Source organism: Megasphaera elsdenii DSM 20460, assembly GCF_003010495.1.
In the GTDB taxonomy this organism is placed as follows: Bacteria; Bacillota; Negativicutes; order Veillonellales; family Megasphaeraceae; genus Megasphaera; species Megasphaera elsdenii.
On the sequence record NZ_CP027570.1, the window covers coordinates 426,827 to 445,083 of the forward strand.

The window sequence follows — 18,257 nt, forward strand, 5'->3', positions numbered from 1 at the left end:
TTATTGCTAAACGTATACAGCCATTATACTCATAATCACTAAAAAATTCAATCATCAAAATACAAAATATAGCGATTACGGCTTATAAGGAATTTCATCGGGCTTGGCCAATCCAAACTGTTCTCGCGCTTCCTTGGCGATTTCATCGGGATCATTCAGCTCGTCACGCCGCTCCCGGAGCCGGAGGTTCTCATCCCGCAAGGTCTGTTCCTGCTGCAAAGTCTGATTCATGTCCTCATGGATTTCCCACAACCGGTAAAGGCGGATGCCGATGAGATAGAACCCGGCAATGATGATGGCCATGAGAAAAAGATTGTACCAGCTCAATTGCCGAAGCCGGATGAGCAGGCCAGGACGGCGCTTCCGGCGAACCTTGCGGCGCTTCTTCCGGCGCCCAGGCTGGCGATACTGCTTGGTTTCCACCCAATCACCCTTTCTAAGAACAAGAGACTGAAAAAGTCTTACCTTATAGTATACCGTGCTTTAAGCACAAGATAAAGTTTTTTTGCAAAATTCCTTTTAAAATGGGCAGAGGTTATATATAATAGAGGCACGACATTTTGTATCTTATTCCGAGGGGGAACACTTATGCATTACGAAAAAATCACGACAGAAATCCTGGAAAAATTAAAGGCCATCGTCGGCCCGAAGAACGTCGTCACCGACGCCGATGCCATGCAGCCTTACTCCCATGACGAAGTGACCGATCCGGCTTATCACCACATGCCGGAAGCCGTCGTCTTTGCCGAAACGGCACAGCAGGTCAGTGCCATCATCAAATTGGCCAACGCCTGCCACTTCCCTGTCGTCCCCCGCGGGGCCGGCACAGGCCTGGCTTGCGGGGCTGTCCCGGAATACGGCGGCCTCGTCTTGTCACTGGAAAAGATGAATAAGATCCTGGAAATCAATGAAAACGGACTCTATGCCGTCGTCGAACCGGGCGTGCGCACGTCAGACCTGCAGGAAGCAGCCGAAAAGAAAGGCCTCTTCTATGCCGGCGACCCGTGCAGCGGCGATTCATGCTTCATCGGCGGCAACATCGCCACCAACGCCGGTGGCAATAGGGCTGTCAAATACGGGACGACGCGCCACCAGGTCTACAGCGTAGAAGTCGTCAATCCGACAGGGCGCATCGTCAACCTCGGCGCGCGGCTGCAGAAACAGTCGACAGGCTATTCCCTGGACCAGCTGGTCATCGGCTCGGAAGGGACCCTGGGCATCATCACCAAGGCCACGCTGAAACTCCTGCCCAAGCCGAAATACGCCTTGGATCTGCTGGCCATCTTCGACGACCGCCGCCAGGCCATGGGCGTCGTCACCAAGATCATCAAAGCCGGCATCACGCCGACGTGCGTTGAATTTATGGACAACATCACCATCAAGTCCGTCGAAAAGTACCTCAATGAAAACCTCCAGGGCAGCGACAACGGCAACTACGTCATCGTCGAAGTCGAAGGGACCAGCGAAGACGACCTGGACGACAAAGCCGTCGTCCTCGACGAAGTCTGCACGGAAAATGGCGCTTCGTCAGTTCTCGTCGCCGACCACAACAAGATTTGGCAGGCCCGCAAGGCCTTTGCCGAAGCCGTCCGTGCCGAAAGCCTCATCGTCTGCAAAGAAGACGTCGTCGTCCCTGTCGACCAGGAAGCAGCCCTCCTCGATGAAATCCTTCGCCTGGCCCAGAAATATAACTTGGTCACCCGCATCGCCAGCCATGCCGGCGACGGCAATATCCACTTGAACATCCTCAAGAACGAAGATGCCACCTATGAAGACTGGGACCAGCGGGTCAAGGCCAACCAGCAGGAACTGTACAAGTTCATCTATGCCCACGGCGGCCGCCTGTCCGGCGAACACGGCATCGGCTATAAGCGCAAGCACTTGATGGAGGAATTTACCGATCCTGGCGAACTGGAAATGATGAAAGCCATCAAGAAGGCCCTCGATCCCAACGACATCCTCAACCCGGGGAAAATCTTCGACGTCGAGTAACTTGCAAAAATGGCGGCTACCGTGTATAATACATAACAGAACTGAATAAGACATATATCTTCAGGGCAGGGTGAAATTCCCGATCGGCGGTATAGTCCGCGAACGCTACGGCGTAGGAGCCACTGGCTCGTGATTTGGTGCAATTCCAAAACCGACAGTATAGTCTGGATGGAAGAAGATGTGGCGTGCTGCGCTTGCAGCCTGCCTTTCCTTGCATGTCAAAGCCCTGTGCCACTGGCCAGGGCTTTTTTGATACCATTCATAAAACTGATAAACAGACTTTAAGGAGGTCTTTATTTTGACTACAGAAAAACGTAAATTCAACACCATCGAAGAAGCACTGGAAGAATTGCAGGCCGGCCATATCATCATCGTCACCGATGACCCGGACCGCGAAAACGAAGGCGACTTCATCTGCGCCGCCCAGTACTGCACGACCGAAAACATGAACTTCATGGCCAGCCACGGCAAGGGCCTTATCTGCATGCCTATGAGCATCGAATATGCCCATAAGCTCGGTCTGCCCCAGATGGTCAGTGAAAATACAGATAATCACGAAACGGCCTTCACCGTTTCCATCGACCACGTCGATACGACGACGGGTATCTCCGCTGTCGAACGCGCCCTGACGGCCCGCAAATGTGTCGAAGAATCGGCTCGTCCCGAAGACTTCCGCCGTCCTGGCCACAACTTCCCGCTCATCGCCAAACGCGGAGGCGTCCTGACCCGCAATGGCCACACAGAAGCCACGGTCGACCTCATGCGCCTGGCAGGGCTCAAACAAGTCGGCCTGTGCTGTGAAATCATGGCCGATGACGGCACGATGATGCGCACGCCGGACCTCTGGAAAATCGCCGATAAATACGGCCTGAAATTCATCACCATCCACGACCTCCAGAACTACTGCCGCCGCCACGACAAACACGTCATCCGCGAAGCCGTCGCCAAGATGCCGACGAAGTTCGGCGAATTCAAGATCTACGGCTACATCAACGACCTGACCGGCGAACACCACGTCGCCCTGGTCAAAGGCGAAATCGGCGATGGCAAGAACCTCTTGTGCCGTGTCCACTCCGAATGCCTCACAGGCGACGTCTTCGGCTCCCGCCGCTGCGACTGCGGCGAACAGCTGGCAGCTGCCCTGACGCAGATCAACGCCGAAGGCCGGGGCATCCTCCTCTACATGCGCCAGGAAGGCCGCGGCATAGGCCTCATCAATAAACTCAAGGCCTATGTCCTCCAGGAACAGGGCTACGACACGGTCGAAGCCAATGAAAAACTCGGTTTCGCACCGGACCTTCGTGAATACTGGATTGGTGCCCAGATTCTCCAGGACATGGGCGCCAAAGAAATCCGCCTGCTCACGAACAACCCGGAAAAAGTCTACGGCCTCGAAGGCTTCGGAGTCGAAATCGTAGAACGGGTCCCCATTGAAATGAAACCGCAGAAATTCGACGAATTTTACTTGGAAACGAAAAAGAATAAAATGGGCCACATCCTCCCCCATCTGCATTAAGAGCGAGGAAAAAAGGCGCTGTCCCATGAAGACAGCGCCTTTTTTCGTGGTTCGTGTTTCGTGGTTCGTGGCTCGTGGCTCTCCTTATAGGAGAGCTGTCAGCGAAGCTGACTGAGAGGTTGCTCTTTCAGCATGTGGTTCGAAGTTTGCAGAGCTTGCCACGTGCAAGCCTCTACAGATGTGACGCCTCGGGAATTTCTACAAACTCCGTACTACAAACTATAAAGTAAAAGGAACCTAGCATGATGGCAGAAACCTTCATACAACACACTCTCCTATTGCAGCAAAGTGAATTTATCCTTTCGGTAATCGATGAGGCCTTCTTTCTTCATCTTGCTCAGTTCGGCCGATAAGGCGCTGCGGTCTACGGAAAGGAAGTCGGCCATCTGCTGGCGGTTGAAGGGCAGGCTGAACGTGGCCTTGCCTTTCTTGCGGGCCAGGTCGGACAAATAGAGGACGATTTTCTGGCGCGTCGACCGCTGGGTCAGGTAGCGTATCTTTTCGGTCAGGAGACGGTTCTTTTCGGCCATCATGGCCAGGAGGTTGCTCATGAAGCGGGCCTGGGCCGGCGTCAGCACCTGGCCGGCATGGAGGACGTTATCGACGTGGACCTGCATGATGACCGTATCCGACGCGGCCACGACGTCGACCGTAGCCAGTGACTCAGGCAGACAGGCAAAGGCTTCGCCAAAGAAGAAGCCCGCCGGGATCTGGGACAGGATATTGCGATTGCCCCAGTAATCTTCCTGGATGATATGGACGGCGCCGTCCAGAACCAATCCGATATAGGGGACAGTATCGCCGGAATAAAAGAGAAATTCCCCTTTCTGATACTTTTTTTTGCGCACCTTCAAGTGCTCCAGGAGCGGCAGGACATCGGCTTCAGTAATACCACAAAAAAGCGGTGATTTTTTGATAAGGGAAAGATAGGGTTCCATTGGAAAACCTCCCGAAAAAAGATAATAGTTGGAAAAACAACAGCTTATTCCTCCTCCATGAGATATACTGAGACCATAAAAGGTCCAAGATTATTGATTCATCATCACTGCGGAGGAAACTATGATACGTAAAATTATACAGATTGATTCAGAAAAATGCAATGGCTGCGGCGCCTGCGCCACGGCCTGTCACGAAGGAGCCATCGCCATGGTCGACGGTAAAGCCCGTCTCATGCGCGACGACTACTGCGACGGCTTAGGCGACTGCCTGCCTCACTGCCCGACAAATGCCATCACCTTTATCGAACGCGAAGCCGTCGCCTACGACGAAGAAGCCGTCAAGAAGCACATGGCCGCCCAGGGAAGGGTCTACCGTGGCCGCTGCCCGGGCAGCCAGGCACGCTGCCTCGAACCGGCAGAAACAGTGCCGGCAAGCACGCCCGACATGCCATCGCGCCTGAGCCAGTGGCCGGTTCAGCTGAAGCTGGTCCCGCCCCATGCGCCTTACTTCAACGGCGCCAGCCTGCTCATCGCCGCCGACTGCACGGCCTATGCCTACGCCCGTTTCCATGAAGACTTCATCAAAGGGCGCATCACCCTCATCGGCTGTCCCAAACTCGACGACATCGATTACGCCGAAAAATTGACAGAAATCATCCGTCAGAACGATATCCAGGACCTCACCCTGGTCCGCATGGAAGTCCCGTGCTGCGGCGGGCTGGAAATGGCCGCCAAAAGAGCCCTCCAGCAAAGCGGCAAGGCGATTCCCATGAACGTATACACCATCAGTTTGGATGGGAAAATAAAGGCATAGGAAAAGGAGCTGCCCTTATAAGGCAGCTCCTTTCCGTGGTCCGTTTGGCGTGGTTCGTTTACTGAAGAAATCCCACATTTAGCGACAAACGAGCCACGACCCACGGCAAACGAAAAAGCTGTCCGCAAGGACAGCTTTTTTCATTTTACACGTTCCATTCTTCTTTGAGTGTCGACAGGCACATGAAGGTCTGCGACGAGGCGACGGTCGGGATTTCGTTCAGGACCTGCATGAGGAAGTGTTCCAGGTCATCTGGCGTCTTGACCAGGACTTTCAATAAGTAGTCAAAGGCGCCGACGACGTGATGGCATTCCAATACTTCCGGGTACTGGACGATTTTCGAGCGAAATTCTTCGACATCGCCAGACCGTTCGAGGTTGACCATGATGAAAGCCGTCACGTTATAGCCGGTCTTGCGGCGGCTTATCTTGGCACCGTAGCCTTCAATGATGCCGTTGTGTTCCATCTTGCGGATACGTTCGGCAACAGCCGGGATGGACAGGCCGACGACCTTGCTGATTTCCGTAGCCGAAGCCTTGCCATTGTGTTTGAGTATCGTTAAAATTTTGTCATCAATATGATCCATATGTAGATACTACCCTCCATAGTTCTTAAATTTTACATATCTATTATCTTACAAACGAATGAAAAAGTAAATAGACTTAAAGATATTAATTTTTCTTCTGCTATACTTTTTACTTCTATGGAGTCGGGTTTATTCTGAAAAATGAAAATCACCGTTCAGATCGGAAAAATTATCCTTGAATCCCTGAGTCATATAGACGGCATTATCAGTGCCCGTGATTTCACAGTCGACGCCTTCCATGCTGTTCACCAGTTCCATCCCTTTCTGCGGCCCCAGGACGAAGACGATGGTCGTCATCATGTCGCTGAGCATGCCGGCATGGGGTACCGAGCCGTCGATGATGATGGAATCGCTCATGACGCCGGACCGGGCCGGATAACCCGTGCGGGGATCGAAGATGTGGTGGTAGCGGACGCCATCCTGGATGAAATAGCGTTCGTAGTCGCCTGACGTGGACAGGGCCTGGTTCTCGATGGATACGATGCCCAGGAAAGCCTTATCATCGTCAGACCGGGGATGCTTGATGCCGATGCGCCAGGGCTTGCCTTTACTCGTCTTGCCGACGGCATACATCGAGCTGGCGCCGAGATTGATGAGACCGCTTTCAATGTGGTGCTTTTCATAGATCTTACGGATTTCGTCGACCGCATAGCCTTTGGCGACACCGCCCAAGTCGATGGCCATACCTGCTTTCGCCAGCATGACGCTGTGGTCTTCCGGCCGCAGGAGGATGTCCTTATAGTTGACCTTCATCAAGGCCCGGGAAATCTCATCGGCTGAGGGTACGTGCTGGTCGTCATTGCCGATGCGCCACAAATTGGTCATGACGCCGACCGTGATGTCCCATTCGCCCTGGCTCTTGGCAGAATAATCCTTGGCATATTCGATCATTTCATAAACAGCCGGGTCGACCTGGACGTATTCCCTGCCGGCAGCCGCATTGATACGGCTCACATCGCTGTCTTCATTCTGGCCGGCCAGTTTATCCAGCTGATCCAGGCGGTCGAAACCTTCGTCGACTGCTTCTTTGGCTTCTTTCCCCGACGCCCGCAGGGACACCGTCGTATCCATGGCGACACCGCTCCTATCAAAAGAAGACTCCGGATGCAGAGTGCATCCGGAGCAACTTAAAACGATGAGGAACGCCATGGTGAGAAGAACCCATACATACCGTTTCTTATCCATGTATTAACCTACGTTTTCTTCTTTCTTGAAAGAACCTTTGATCATTTCGTTGATGGCACCGGTCGGGCACTTGGTCAGGCAGGTTGCATTGTCACAGTTGTGGCAGATGTCCTGGTTGACGACAGCCAGATGGTCGATGATCTTGATAGCTCCTTCTTCCTGGTGCGAGCAGTTACGCATGCAGGAACCGCAGCCGAGGCACAGGGCCTTGCAGTTCTTCATAGCCGGAGCGCCGAAATCTTTGGAGCTACAGCTGATGCTGACTTTGGCACTGACCGGCAGGAGTTCGATGACGTGGTTCGGGCAAACAGAAGCGCATTTGCCGCAGCCCGTGCAGAGCGTCTTGTTGACGACCGGCAGGCCATTTTCGCCCATGCTCATAGCACCGAACGGGCAGGCACGCGTGCAGTTGCCGAAGCCAAGACAGCCGAACTTACAGAATTTCGGACCCTGCTGGACGATTTTAGCAGCCGCGCAGTCATGAATACCTTTGTATTCATAAGCCAGTTTGGCAATGCCATTGCCGCCGCGGCATTTGATGTGAGCATATTTCGGTTCCGTAGCTTCAGCGACTTTGCCCGTCAATTTAGCGACGACAGCAGCGACTTCAGCTTTACCAGGAACACAGAGGTTAGGCGGAACGTTCGGGTCGAGGACGACGGCTTCCGCATATTTTGCACAACCGGCGAAACCGCAGGCACCGCACTGGCCCTGAGGAAGTGCTTCTTTTACTTCGCCGATGAGCGGGTTTTCTTCCATGGCAAACTTCTTATCAGCACTTGCAAGGATAAAGCCGAAGACGATACCGATGCAGGCCATGATAACGACGGCCATGATTGCAATGAACGAGTAATCCATAATTTAATTCCAACTCCTTTGCCTTAAATCATACCGGAGAAGCCGAGGAATGCCAGGGACATCATGCCGGCGATGATGAAAGCGATCGGTGTGCCTTTCATAGCATGAGGAACATCGGCATAGTCCAATTTTTCACGGCAGCTTGCCATGAGAATCAGAGCCAGGGCGAAACCGAGGCCTGCGCCAACGGCGAAGACGATGTTTTCCAGGAAGTTATAACCGCTGGTGACACTGATGACCGGGACGGACAATACGATACAGTTCGTAGCGATCAGCATGAGGTAAATGCCCCACATGTTATACAATGTCGGCGATTCTTTCTTGATGACGATTTCCAGTAACTGTACGAAACTTGCGATCAAGATAACAAAGGAAATCGTCCGCAAGAAGGTCAGGTTAAGCGGTACGAGGACCCAGTTGTAAAGGCACCATGCCAGGATAGTACTCAAAGTGATGACGGCAGTAACGGCGAAGCCCATGCCGACAGAGGCGTTCAGGTTCTTGGAAACGCCGAAGAAGATACACAAACCGAGGAACTTGGTCAATACGAAGTTGTTAATCAAGACAGCCCCGATGAACAGCGTAAAGTATTCCATTATCCTTCACTCCCTTTCAGTTGTCTCTGTCTTTCAACATGTTCATTCCAGATCTTGAAGCCGGCCATGATGAAACCGATGAGCATGAAAGCTCCAGGCGGCAGTGCCATGATCAGAGCAGGCTGATAGGACGGACCGAAGACTTCCATGCCAAAGAAAGTGCCGTTGCCGAGGATTTCACGGACGAAGGAAATCATGAACATAGCAATGGTGAAGCCAATGCCCATGCCCATGCCGTCGAGGAAGGAAACGACGACGCCGTTTTTCGATGCAACCGATTCAGCACGAGCCAGGATGATAGCAAATACGACGACCAAGTCGAGGTATACGCCCAAGGCTTTGTACAAATCCGGAGCATAGGCCTGTAAGAACAGCTGTACGCAGGTTACGATGGTAGCGATACAGGTGATGTAAACAGGGATACGGACTTTTTTGTTGATCAACTTGTGGATGATGGAAACGACTGTGTTGTTAGCCGTGATAACGAACCATACTGTGCAGCCCATGGTCAGACCATTGATGACGCTTGTCGTGACGGCAAGGCCAGGGCACAGGCTCAGGGCCAGGACGAAGTACGGGTTTTCTTCAATAATGCCTCTAGTAAATACTTTCCAAAGATTCATTATTATTTACCCCCTAACTGTGCTGCTTTTTCAACAGCCTGCTTAACGCCCAAAGTGAAAGCACGGGAAGAAATGGTAGCACCGGTCATGGCCTGGATCTTATCCTTTACGCCATGGTCTTTAGTGACTTCCAGGTTTTCCAGTTTCTTGCCTTTGAACTGATCTTTAAACGGAGATTTAGCACCTCTGTCACCGAGGCCCGGAGTTTCGTTGGCTTCGAGGACCGTGTAGTCCAGGACTTTGCCGTCCATGGAAACAGCCGTCAGCATCTTGATGGGGCCGCCGTAGCCTTTCGGAGCCGTCGGAATGATATAAGCAACTTTTTTGCCGCCCTGTTCAGCGATGAAGGTATCTTTTTCGCCCTGGACGGGAACGAATTTTTCAGCCTGCGGAACGAGTGATTTCATGGAATCCTGTTTCATCTGTTCTGCTTTAGCCGTAGCGGTCGGGCCGGTAATGAAGAAGACAGCGCCGATGATACAGCCGGAAACCAGGCAGGTGAGGACAAGGTTCATCGCAACCTTGAAGATCCCGCTTTCGTTTTTGTCTGCCATTTTATTTAGCCCCCTTTTTTACTGCGCCAAAGACGGTCGGTTTGACCAGACGGTCGATGAGCGGAGTCAAGGTATTCATGAGCAAGATGGAGTAGCAAACCCCTTCAGGATAGCCGCCGAGTGTACGGATGAGGACCGTAATGAGGCCGCAGCCCAGAGCGAAGATCATCTGGCCTTTGAGGGTAATCGGAGCGGTGACCATATCGGTTGCCATGAAGAAAGCACCGATGATGAGGCCGCCAGCCATCATTTCAAAGAGTGCAACGTTGGCACTGCCATAGATGGCACCCATGAGGATACCGACAGTAGCGATCATGATGACCGGAACCTGCCAGTTGATGTAACCTTTGTAGATCAGCCACAAACCGCCGAGGATGAGGAGGACCGTAGAGGTTTCACCGAGGGAGCCGTTGCGGAACCCGAAGAACAGGCTCTGATAAATGGTGCCCCAATCGTTCGTGCCGAAGAGATTGAAGAGAGCGTCTGTGCCGCCGTGTTTGAAGACGTTCAGCGGCGTAGCACCAGCGACACCGTCGACGACGGTCCCGTTGAGCTGGGTCCAGGTCGTCATGGCAATCGGCCAGGAAACCATCAAGCCAGCACGGCCAACGTGAGCCGGGTTGAAGATGTTGTAGCCAAGGCCGCCCATGGCCTGTTTACAAACGACGATTGCCAGGAAGGAACCGACGATGCTCATCCACCAGGGAAGGCTCGGCGGGCAGCACATAGCCAGGAGAAGGCCCGTGATGACGGCAGAACCATCTGTGATGGTGACGCGTTTGTGCATCAGTTTTTCCCATAAAAATTCGAATACAACTGCCGAGACAATTGCGACGATGATATTGACGAGAGCATTAACACCGAAATAGTAGACGCCGAACGCAGCAGCCGGTACAAGGGCGGCGACGACATTCCACATGATTTTAGGAATGGTTTCGTTACAGCGAACATGCGGTGAAGATGCTACGGTAAGTTTAAATTCCTGCATGTCTTTAGCATCCTTTCCATTTGTTTGTCCTTTAGCTTCTGGACTCATGATATCCCTTCTTCCAATTAGTTCTTGGCTTTCTGTGCTTCAGCTTTAGCCTGCGCTGCGCGCTGGATAGCTTTGCACTGGCCTTTCGCATTGCGGATATACTGGACAATGTTACGTTTTGCCGGGCAGGTGTAGACACAGCTGCCACATTCGACACAGTTCATGACGCCGTATTCCATGCATTTATCCCATGCCTGGCAGGACGAGAAGATGCTGAGCTGGCTCGGAATGAGGCCCATCGGACATGCTTCTACGCAGCGGCCGCAACGGATGCACGGAGATTCTTCGCCGACCTGGCATTTTTCCGGAGAGAGAGCCAGGATACCGGAAGCCCCTTTGGTGATCGGTACATCGAGCTGATACTGGGCCAGACCCATCATCGGGCCGCCGGCGATCAGGCGATCCGGCTGTTTGGAGAAGCCGCCGCAGTAATCGATGGCTTCCTGGAAAGTCGTGCCAATGCGGAGACGGAGGTTCTTCGGTTCTTTGATGCAGTCACCGGTGACGGTCGTAAGACGTTCGATGAAGGGGATGCCCTGACAGACAGCATCGGTGATGGCAATGACCGTACCGACGTTGCTGACGACGCAGCCGACGTTCATAGGAAGTCCGCCCGGTTCGACCTGACGGCCTGTGCAGGCTTCGATCATCATCTTTTCAGCGCCCTGAGGGTACTTCGTCTTGCAAGCGAGAACAGTAACTTCAGGAATATCTTTGAAAGCTTCGGTCAGGTTCTGGATGGCTTCGGGCTTATTGTCTTCGATGCCGATGAATGCTTTCTTGACGCCGAGGACTTTCATGCAGATCTGGACGCCCGTGACGAGTTTGTCCGTCGTTTCCTTTTCAACCATGGCGCGATAGTCGCAGGTCAGGTACGGTTCGCATTCAGCACCGTTGACGATGAACGTATCGACCGGTTTGTTCGGAGCCAGTTTGACATGAGCCGGGAAGGTAGCACCGCCGCAGCCGACGACGCCGGCCTTCTTGATGAGTTCCAAGATTTCCTTGCTGTCGAGCTGTTTCCAGTCGTGAGCCTGAGGAATCCCTTCTGCCCATTCATCTTTGCCATCTGCTTCGATGACGACAGCCATGCACTTAACCATCATGTTGTGCGGCATAGGCGCAACTTTGATGACTTTGCCGGACGTAGATGCATGGATGTCGGCATGCAAGAATGCGTCACTCGTCCCGATAAGCTGGCCTTTCTTGACCAGGTCACCGACTTTGACGGTCGGCGTACAAGGCGCACCAAAGTGCTGGCTCATGGGAATGACGACTTGAGCCGGTACTGCCGGGGTTTCTATGGCTTTGTCTTTTGCATAGATCTTGCCATCGTCAGGATGGACCCCACCTCTTTTAAAGGTATTCAACATCAAAAATCACCTCATTATTATATAATGAAAAATAATAAAAACATGAATCATGCTTTCAATCGCTTACATTATATCATTATGTAGCATATTATTCAATGTGAAAATCAGAGCAAAGTTACACATTTAACTCATTTTTATGACCTGCCATGCGAAGGAAAAAGAAGTCAAAAAAGGTCCAGATACAAAGAGATACTACAGTTTACATTTCCGTATACATTACCCGTTTTGTATACTATAAAGGGCCGTTTTATCTCATTTTACAAGGATGCATAATAACATAAAATAGTTTATTTTTCTTTTCACAGTAACTAACTTTTATCGTATTTTGCCGAAATAAAGCAACTTGCCATATGTTCAAGAAATCACATATATATGCATCACATATGCATCAAGGGCATAGACGTGAAAAGGGGCTGTAACAGAATAGCCTCATCTAAAAAATGGACTCAGTTATCTGAGCCCATTTTTTTTAAGCAAAAGAGGCCCCAAAGGGCCTCTTTGCTGGTATAATTATTGTATGCCAAACAAAATCAACCACGTAAAGTATACCAAAACTTACACTCCGAGGCAACTCGTTTTGCCATTGGATTATGGCATTTCACTAGAACAAGATCGGTTGGTTTGTATCGTAGATGCATTATTAGAAAGGTTGGATTATTCAGCATTACAGCATCTCTACTCTGTTAAAGGCAGAAATCCTAAGGTACCGCCCAAGATCTTGTTCAAAGTGAGGGTCTTTGCTGCAGCCCAGGGCGTATATTCCCTGCGCAGTATCAGCGAACAATGCCGTGTCAATATAGAATATATGTGGTTGCTGGAAGGGTATCCGGCTCCCAGCCACATGACGTTTGGCCGTTTCTTTCACCGGATTCCCATAGAAGTGCTCCGCCATTTGTTTGCCCAGTTTGTGCATCAACTGTCTTTGCTGGATTCCGTAGATTTTACAGAATGGTATATTGATGGGACCAAGATGGAAGCCAACGCGAACCGCTATACGTTTGTCTGGCGCAAGCGAGTGGAAAAAGGGATCGCTAAGCTAAAGGAAAAACGGCGGCAAATCCAGGAACAGATGCTAGCTTTCACGGGCATGGATACCTGTACACTGGATGACGATGAATTACTCCGGTCTGCCGCAGACGTATGCCAAGGAAACGGCATCACATTCGTGCAAGGGTCTGGCCACCGAAAAACAGTCGAACAAAAACTATTTGAAGAAGTGGCAGCCATCCGGGAGAAACAGCAAGAATATGATGCCCACCTGACCATACTGGGCACACGGAACAGTTATTCCAAGACCGATCCCGATGCTACATTTATGCGCATGAAAGAAGACCACATGAAAAACGGGCAGCTGAAGCCGGCCTACAATCTTCAGTTAGCCGTACAGTCTGAATATATTATCGGACTGGGTCTATTCCCGAATCCAACAGATACCCGGACCTTGATCCCGTTTTTGACGGCATTGGAATCAGAGTATGGAAGACTGGCAGATCATATCGTGGCGGATGCCGGATATGACAGTGAAGAGAATATGGACTGGATAGAAAAGAAAGGAAGCACGGTATGCATCAAGCCACGGGAGTATGAATACCGGAAGACGTCTGCCTTCAAGAAAAAAATCGGGCACCGAAGCAATATGGCCTATGACGCAGACAGCGATACCTATACCTGTGCCAAAGGAAGGAAGCTGCATTTCATAACGGAAAAAAAGCAGCGCGATAGGGCCAGCGGATATGAACGGACCGTACGAATTTACCAATGTGAAAACTGTCAGTATTGTGGAAAACGGAATCAATGCCAGCCGACCCGTACAGGAAAGAAACCAACACAGAATAAAATGGTACAGTACAATCCTTACTACCAATCCTTATTGGACAGGGACTACGACTTCATTCATAGTGAAAAAGGAATCCAGTTGCGGATTAACCGCTCCATACAGATAGAAGGGGCGTTTGGAACAGTAAAGGGAAACTACGAATACCGCCGAGTGAGACATAAGGGAAAAGAAAGTGTAGAAAAGGAACTGTTGTTCATGGCATTCGGCTTTAATCTGAGAAAATACCGAAGTCGCCGGGATACGGACCGATTACAACAACACTATTTAGAAAAAGAAGAAACACATACAGTAGCCTGCTAAAAAAAGAAAAAACAGCAAGGCTTATTAAAGTACGCCTAAAAACAGATAGCTGGCATTTTTCACGAAAATGAAAAATGCCAGCTATTGTGTTAGTTATGGGAAAGAAAGAAGACTGCAACAAAATGAGCTAAAAAGCTCATTTTGTTACAGCCCCTTTTGAGTGGCTAGTTGTTAGGGGCTAGGGGCTAGTGGCTGACTGCTAACGGCGGGCCGCCCTTTAGGACGGCCCCTACGAGCCACGAGCCACGAGCCACGAGCCACGAGCCACGAGCCACCAATTATTCCCCTTTTAATTCCAGGGCCGTTTTAATCAGGCCTTTGAACAGCGGATGAGCGTTGGTCGGACGGGATTTAAATTCCGGATGGAACTGGCAGCCGACGAACCAGGGATGATCTTTGAGTTCGACGATTTCTACCAGGCGGTCGTCCGGCGACGTGCCCGACAGGACCAGGCCGGCATTGACCATTTCCGTACGGTATTTGTTGTTAAATTCCCAGCGATGGCGATGGCGTTCGTAAATGAGGTTTGTCCCATAGACTTCGTGGGCCTTGGTGCCTTCCGTCAATTTGCAGGGATATAGGCCGAGGCGCATCGTGCCGCCTTTATCGGAGATGTCGACCTGGTCCGGCATGAGGTCGATGACCGGGAATTTGGCATCTTCGTGAAATTCCGACGACGTAGCACCTTCGAGGCCGACGACGTGGCGAGCAAATTCCATGACAGCGCACTGCATGCCCAGGCAAAGGCCGAGGTAAGGCACGTTGTTTTCACGGGCATACTGGACGGCGCGGATTTTGCCTTCGACGCCACGGTTGCCGAAGCCGCCGGGAACGACGATGCCGTCGATACCTTTGAAGACTTCTTCCATGGACAGGTTCGGATCTTCCAGGGTTTCCGAATCGATCCAGTGGATGTTGACTTTGGTCTTATAGGCGATGCCGGCATGGTTCAAGGCTTCGGCTACGCTGAGGTAAGCATCGTGAAGGGCGACATACTTGCCGACCAGGGCGATTTCCAGGGTCTTTTCCGTATTGTAAATGGCGTGAACCATCTTCTTCCAGTCTTCCATATCGCACGGGCGGTCGGGCAGGTCGAGTTTGTCCAGGACGATGCGGTCCATGCCTTCTTCCGACAAGAGGAGCGGCACTTCATAGATGCTGTTCAAGGTCTTGTTTTCGATGACGGCATCTTTATCGATATCGCAGAACAGGGCCAGTTTTTCTTTCATTTCATCCGACAAGGGGCGTTCCGTACGGCAGACGATGATGTCCGGCTGGATACCGATGCTGCGCAGTTCCTTGACACTGTGCTGGGTCGGTTTGGTCTTCAGTTCGCCAGCAGCGCCGATGTACGGCACGAGGGTGACGTGGATGTACAAGACGTCATTGCGGCCGACTTCCTTCTTGATCTGGCGGATGGCTTCCAGGAACGGCAGGCTTTCGATGTCGCCGACAGTGCCGCCGATTTCCGTGATGACGATGTCCGCATTGTCGTCGTCGCCGACGCGATAGACGCGGTTCTTGATTTCATTGGTGATGTGCGGGATGACCTGGACGGTATGGCCCAAATAATCGCCGCGGCGTTCTTTCTGCAGGACAGACCAGTAAATCTTGCCGGTCGTGACGTTGGAGTTCTTGCCGAGGTTAATGTCGATGAAGCGTTCATAATGACCGAGGTCGAGGTCCGTTTCCGTACCGTCGTCAGTGACGAAGACTTCGCCGTGCTGGTACGGGCTCATCGTACCCGGGTCGATGTTGATATAAGGGTCAAACTTCTGGATCGTGACCTTATAGCCGCGGTTCTTCAGCAAACGGCCCAGCGATGCTGCTGTAATGCCTTTCCCTAACGAAGAAACGACGCCGCCTGTGACAAAGATGTATTTAGCCATATTTCCTCCCTGTTGAGCTTCTGCTCATCGAATCAAAAATCAAATCGCTTATTATTTTATTATATTACATTTTTTCAGGAGCAGAAACCCCTAAAATAGCCAAACTGTTTGCAATGGTGATGCGGACTGCCGTGACCAGGGCCAGACGGGCTTTTTCCAAGTCCTTATCTTCCTGGATGATGCGGCAGTGGTTATAGAACGTATGGAACATGCCGGCCAGTTCGTGGACGAAGTGGGCGATGCGGTGCGGCGCCCGTTCGCGGGCTGCGCGCTGGACTTCTTCCGGGAAAGCGGCCATCTTCTTGATCAGTTCCAGTTCGTATTCATTGGTCAGCGTATCCCATTTGACGTCGGACCAGTCCATGCTGAGGTTGGCACCGGCTTCCTTGGCCTGACGGTAAATGCTGTAGATACGGGCATGGGCGTACTGGATGTAGTAGACCGGATTTTCGTTGCTGTGGGATTTCGCCAGGTCCAGGTCGAAATCGAGCTGCGTATCCAGGGACCGCATGATGAAGAAGTAGCGGGCTGCATCGGTGCCGACTTCTTCGATGAGTTCGTTCAGCGTAATGGCCTGACCCGTACGCTTGCTCATCTTGACGGGCTTGCCGTCGCGGAAGAGGCTGACCATCTGCAAGAGGAGCACTTCCAGCTGATCGACGTCGTAACCGAGGGCTGCCATGGCCGCTTTGACGCGGGCTACATAGCCGTGGTGGTCGGCGCCCCAGATGTTGATCATCTTCTTGAAGCCCCGGTCATACTTATTCTTATGGTAGGCGATATCGGCTGCCAAATAAGTCGGTACGCCGTTGTCGCGGATGACGACACGGTCTTTGTCGTCGCCGTAGTCCGTCGATTTCAGCCACAGCGCACCGTCTTTTTCATAAATCTTGCCCCGTTCTTCCAAGACCTTGCAGGCTGCCTGGATGGCATCGGGATGGAGCGTCCGTTCGCTGAACCAGTTATCGTAATGGACGTTGAAATGAGCCAGGTCCCGTTTGAGGGCCTTGAGTTTTTCTGCATAGGCCCGGTCCTTGAACAGTTCCAGCCGTTCTGCTTCCGGCATGTCCAAATATTTATCGCCGTCCTGGTCGATGATGGCCTGGGCCGTTTCGATGATGTCATGGCCGTGATAGCCGTTTTCCGGGATTTCCGCCGGCTTGCCCAGGAGTTCCAGATAACGGGCGTTGACCGACGCAGCCAGGTTGTTCATCTGGTTGCCGGCATCGTTGATGTAATATTCAGCCTGGACGTTATAGCCTGCAGCCCGCAGGAGGTTGACCAGGGCACTGCCATAAGCGGCACCGCGGCCGTGGCCGACGTGGAGCGGCCCCGTCGGGTTGGCACTGACGTATTCGACCTGGATCGTGTCTTCCTGCCGAAGCGGTGCATGACCATAAGCGTCACCGGCTGCCAGGATCTGTTTGAGCGTATCGTAGATGACGTCGTTCTTCAAGAAGAAATTGATGAAGCCGGCACCGGCGATTTCAGCATGGTCGAGCCAGGGGTAATCCATGCCGTCGACGATGGCCTGGGCAATGATGCGCGGTGCCTTGTGGGCGACGCGGACCGACTGCATGGCGATGTTGCTGGCAAAATCACCGAATTCCTTCTGCGGCGGTACTTCCAGGGCGACATCGGGATAGTCGCCAGCGGGAAGCGTGCCGGCTGCAATAGCCTTGTTCAGGGCTTCCGTAATGCCCTGCTTCAATAAATCCTTCATTTCCATTACGCTTGATCCTCCTGCACGGTTATGGTTAATTGTGTATAATTGGCGCTGACGCCTTCGATATGGACGTCGTAGCCTAACTGAATCGTACCGGTCCCATCGAGCAGATCGGCACGGCATTCATAGGTCTTCATCTGCACGTCGAACGTGCCGACCGGTGTGTCATACTGGGAGCGCGTCACCTTTCCCTTGCGAAATTCCTGACGCTGGCGGAGCTTCCCGAGGCGCAACAATAAGACGGACCCTCCGGGTAATACCTTGATGACCGTCGTAACGCCTTTCATTTCCGTCAGCTCGCTCTCTTCGTAGACGATGTACTGCGTCCCGTCTTTGACGTAGTATTTGCCTTCGGAAACGAGCTCCATTTTCAGCTCTTCTCCCTCTTTGTTACGTTGGATACTCTTTACACTTACTAAGACAGGTTTCAATGT

At 52.0% G+C, this 18,257-nt stretch carries 17 protein-coding genes and 1 riboswitch; of the genes, 4 read left to right on the forward strand and 13 right to left on the reverse strand.

Annotated elements, in window-relative coordinates; all coding sequences use genetic code 11:
- Nucleotides 1–75: 75 nt before the first annotated feature.
- The gene (locus C6362_RS02055; RefSeq protein WP_014015112.1) at nt 76–423 is read right to left on the reverse strand and encodes an FtsB family cell division protein; all 348 of its coding nucleotides are present in this window, start codon (nt 421–423) and stop codon (nt 76–78) included.
- A gap of 165 nt (nt 424–588) precedes the next feature.
- Here C6362_RS02055 and C6362_RS02060 point away from each other — a divergent pair, with 165 nt between their 5' ends.
- Both C6362_RS02060 and C6362_RS02065 read left to right on the forward strand, forming a co-directional pair.
- Nucleotides 589–1,992 (forward strand): FAD-binding oxidoreductase, encoded by a 1,404-nt coding sequence (locus C6362_RS02060; protein WP_014015113.1) that lies wholly within the window; start codon nt 589–591, stop codon nt 1,990–1,992.
- Nucleotides 1,993–2,044: 52 nt separating this feature from the next.
- Nucleotides 2,045–2,176, forward strand: a riboswitch (FMN riboswitch).
- Nucleotides 2,177–2,290: 114 nt separating this feature from the next.
- Nucleotides 2,291–3,508, forward strand: coding sequence for a bifunctional 3,4-dihydroxy-2-butanone-4-phosphate synthase/GTP cyclohydrolase II (locus C6362_RS02065; RefSeq protein ID WP_014015114.1), 1,218 nt, complete (start codon nt 2,291–2,293; stop codon nt 3,506–3,508).
- 275 nt (nt 3,509–3,783) lie between these two features.
- On the opposite strand, the gene C6362_RS02070 is transcribed toward C6362_RS02065, so the two are convergent.
- Complete coding sequence (locus C6362_RS02070) at nt 3,784–4,446, reverse strand: Crp/Fnr family transcriptional regulator (protein WP_014015115.1); 663 nt, start codon at nt 4,444–4,446, stop codon at nt 3,784–3,786.
- Nucleotides 4,447–4,567: 121 nt separating this feature from the next.
- On the opposite strand from C6362_RS02070, the gene C6362_RS02075 reads away from it, so the two are divergent.
- A complete protein-coding gene (locus C6362_RS02075) occupies nt 4,568–5,260 on the forward strand; it encodes an ATP-binding protein (protein WP_014015116.1) in 693 nt (230 codons plus the stop codon).
- 145 nt (nt 5,261–5,405) lie between these two features.
- On the opposite strand, the gene C6362_RS02080 is transcribed toward C6362_RS02075, so the two are convergent.
- From C6362_RS02080 to rsxC, 8 genes are all read right to left on the reverse strand, one after another.
- Nucleotides 5,406–5,846 carry an Lrp/AsnC family transcriptional regulator gene (locus C6362_RS02080; protein ID WP_014015117.1) on the reverse strand — a complete coding sequence of 147 codons (441 nt, stop codon included), beginning with the start codon at nt 5,844–5,846 and terminating at the stop codon, nt 5,406–5,408.
- Nucleotides 5,847–5,975: 129 nt separating this feature from the next.
- Nucleotides 5,976–6,917, reverse strand: a complete 942-nt coding sequence (locus tag C6362_RS02085; RefSeq protein WP_014015118.1) for an FAD:protein FMN transferase — start codon at nt 6,915–6,917, stop codon at nt 5,976–5,978.
- Between the two features lie 117 nt (nt 6,918–7,034).
- The gene (gene rnfB / locus C6362_RS02090) at nt 7,035–7,889 is read right to left on the reverse strand and encodes an RnfABCDGE type electron transport complex subunit B (protein WP_022497725.1); all 855 of its coding nucleotides are present in this window, start codon (nt 7,887–7,889) and stop codon (nt 7,035–7,037) included.
- Between the two features lie 23 nt (nt 7,890–7,912).
- On the reverse strand, nt 7,913–8,485 hold the full coding sequence (locus C6362_RS02095) for an electron transport complex protein RnfA (protein ID WP_014015121.1): 573 nt from the start codon (nt 8,483–8,485) through the stop codon (nt 7,913–7,915).
- On the reverse strand, nt 8,485–9,108 hold the full coding sequence (gene rsxE, locus C6362_RS02100; RefSeq protein WP_014015122.1) for an electron transport complex subunit RsxE: 624 nt from the start codon (nt 9,106–9,108) through the stop codon (nt 8,485–8,487). The genes C6362_RS02095 and rsxE overlap by 1 nt, the downstream gene beginning before the upstream one ends.
- A 2-nt stretch (nt 9,109–9,110) precedes the next feature.
- Complete coding sequence (locus C6362_RS02105) at nt 9,111–9,662, reverse strand: RnfABCDGE type electron transport complex subunit G (protein ID WP_014015123.1); 552 nt, start codon at nt 9,660–9,662, stop codon at nt 9,111–9,113.
- A 1-nt stretch (nt 9,663) separates the two neighbouring features.
- Nucleotides 9,664–10,698, reverse strand: a complete 1,035-nt coding sequence (locus tag C6362_RS02110) for an RnfABCDGE type electron transport complex subunit D (RefSeq protein ID WP_014015124.1) — start codon at nt 10,696–10,698, stop codon at nt 9,664–9,666.
- Between the two features lie 17 nt (nt 10,699–10,715).
- Nucleotides 10,716–12,071 (reverse strand): electron transport complex subunit RsxC, encoded by a 1,356-nt coding sequence (gene rsxC / locus C6362_RS02115; RefSeq protein WP_014015125.1) that lies wholly within the window; start codon nt 12,069–12,071, stop codon nt 10,716–10,718.
- Nucleotides 12,072–12,588: 517 nt separating this feature from the next.
- Between rsxC and C6362_RS02120 the strand changes: the two genes are divergently transcribed.
- Nucleotides 12,589–14,208, forward strand: coding sequence for an IS1182 family transposase (locus C6362_RS02120; protein WP_041647043.1), 1,620 nt, complete (start codon nt 12,589–12,591; stop codon nt 14,206–14,208).
- A gap of 278 nt (nt 14,209–14,486) precedes the next feature.
- Here the strand turns inward: C6362_RS02120 and C6362_RS02125 are convergent, their stop codons facing one another.
- The 3 genes from C6362_RS02125 to C6362_RS02135 all read right to left on the reverse strand — a co-directional run bounded on the left by C6362_RS02125 (nt 14,487) and on the right by C6362_RS02135 (nt 18,254).
- Nucleotides 14,487–16,097: a CTP synthase gene (locus tag C6362_RS02125; RefSeq protein WP_014015126.1), complete on the reverse strand. Its 1,611-nt coding sequence runs from the start codon at nt 16,095–16,097 to the stop codon at nt 14,487–14,489.
- Between the two features lie 64 nt (nt 16,098–16,161).
- The gene (gene argS / locus C6362_RS02130; RefSeq protein WP_014015127.1) at nt 16,162–17,826 is read right to left on the reverse strand and encodes an arginine--tRNA ligase; all 1,665 of its coding nucleotides are present in this window, start codon (nt 17,824–17,826) and stop codon (nt 16,162–16,164) included.
- Complete coding sequence (locus C6362_RS02135) at nt 17,826–18,254, reverse strand: YwiB family protein (RefSeq protein WP_014015128.1); 429 nt, start codon at nt 18,252–18,254, stop codon at nt 17,826–17,828. Before C6362_RS02135 ends, argS begins: the two co-directional genes overlap by 1 nt.
- Between the last annotated feature and the right edge of the window lie 3 nt (nt 18,255–18,257).